Source organism: Seonamhaeicola sp. NFXS20 (assembly GCF_049132085.1).
Taxonomy (GTDB): Bacteria; Bacteroidota; Bacteroidia; order Flavobacteriales; family Flavobacteriaceae; genus Seonamhaeicola.
Map to the genome: position 1 here is coordinate 1 of NZ_JAFMPU010000043.1, position 1188 is coordinate 1188.

At 31.6% G+C, this 1188-nt stretch carries 1 protein-coding gene; it reads left to right on the forward strand.

Annotated features, from left to right (window positions below; all coding sequences use genetic code 11):
• Positions 1-135: 135 nt before the first annotated feature.
• The gene (locus J1D01_RS17395; RefSeq protein ID WP_421151776.1) at positions 136-951 is read left to right on the forward strand and encodes a hypothetical protein; all 816 of its coding nucleotides are present in this window, start codon (positions 136-138) and stop codon (positions 949-951) included.
• Positions 952-1188 lie beyond the last annotated feature (237 nt).

Consider the following 1188-nt stretch of genomic DNA (forward strand, 5'->3'; position numbering starts at 1 on the left):
TGTTCCTTTATTTTTTTACTTTTATAAAAACTAAATTAAAAATATAAAGCACACAACATGCTGTATAATTAATGGCCGCATAAAGCCAACGCTTAAACCAAGCCACTAACCATACAGCTGTACGTTACCCAACATTTGAGAAAAACATTTTTCATATTAAACTTTGTTTTCAGCACATTAATTTTTGCTCAAGACCCTGAATCATCAACTCTGTATGAAAAAGAGTATTATGATTTACTAAACTATATTCCAAAAAATCTAGAAACTGATTCAATCCATAAATTAGAAAGTCCAATTTTAAAAGGTAGCTTAAATACAATTGGAAGTGTAAAACTTTACAACGGATTTAGAGAGGATTTTAAACTATCGGATAATGACAAAAAATGGTTAGAGAATAGAATTGACCAAATTGCAACTGAACTATTTGTTGATGGAAAAAGAGTTTTGATAAGTGCAGTCGGTGGTTATTCTGGTTGTCCAGACAAGATGATTGACACTTTCAAATTAAAAGATATTGAGATTACCAACCTAAAGTTTTGCCATACTTGTACTGACTCTTATCGAGATGAGAATTTTATTGAAAGATTCAATAACAAAATGTATTCTTTGATGAAAATTGAACCACCGAATGGAAAAACATATAGATTCTATGGGAAATTTAATGGCTATGGGAAGAGCAATAGCGGAATTGAATTAATTCTGGCTGAAGACAGAACATTTAAATTTTGGAAAAGAAAAGTACACGGTTCGGATTTTACCGAAGGTTTCTGGAAAAACCTAAATGACACGCTGATTTTGAGTTCTAAGACTTTGACCAAGAATGATAGTTTGATTTTTGCTTTATCAAGTGCAAAGTGGATTGACTTTAATGATTTAAAGTTTCGCTTGAAAAAAGAAAAACTGACTGAATTAGATAACGGAAAGAGAAAATTAAGAAAGATAATTGAATAAAAAACGTTGGGTAACAATGTATAACCGCAATTACGGCGGATTCGACTACGTCGGAATCCACTCGGAATTGCTAACGTCAGTTCTAAACCGAAAATTATTAACTTTTAAACCCGTAACTGACGGTTATACGTATTCCAAGGTAAAAAACAACTATTTTTTTTAATAAGTTGTGGCTGCTACATTAACAAATGGTGTTCCTCTCTTAATCACTGCAAAACTCCGTGCTAAAATCTTATT